The sequence below is a fragment of the Pantoea sp. SIMBA_079 genome, from assembly GCF_046940275.1.
Lineage (GTDB): Bacteria > Pseudomonadota > Gammaproteobacteria > Enterobacterales > Enterobacteriaceae > Pantoea > Pantoea borealis.
This window is the reverse complement of sequence record NZ_JAWRYR010000182.1, coordinates 1-284: the sequence shown is the minus strand read 5'-3', so window position 1 is coordinate 284 and position 284 is coordinate 1. Positions and strand designations below refer to the sequence as shown.

Annotated in this window: 1 protein-coding gene; it reads left to right on the top strand. The window is 62.7% G+C overall.

All coding sequences use genetic code 11. The annotated features are described in order from the left end of the window. Positions 1-96 precede the first annotated feature (96 nt). On the top strand, positions 97-284 hold a 188-nt coding region (locus SB719_RS19630), incomplete at its 3' end, for a dTDP-4-dehydrorhamnose 3,5-epimerase family protein (RefSeq protein ID WP_412159664.1).

Below are 284 nucleotides of genomic sequence, written 5' to 3'. Positions count from 1 at the left end.
GATCGACGCGGAGCAGCTATTGGCGCTCGCCAGGCCGCTGTCCAAGAACGGCTACGGCCAGTATCTGGTGTCGCTCGTGCAGCGGGGAGTCATGCGTTGAAGGTCATCGAGACCAAACTGCCGGGCGCCGTTGTGATCGAACCGGCGGTCTTCGGCGATGCACGTGGCTTCTTCTTCGAGACCTGGAATGCAGAGCGGTTCGGTCAGCACGGGCTGCCCAACAACTTCGTGCAGAGCAACGTCTCGTCGTCGTCCAAGGGCGTGCTGCGCGGGCTGCATTACCA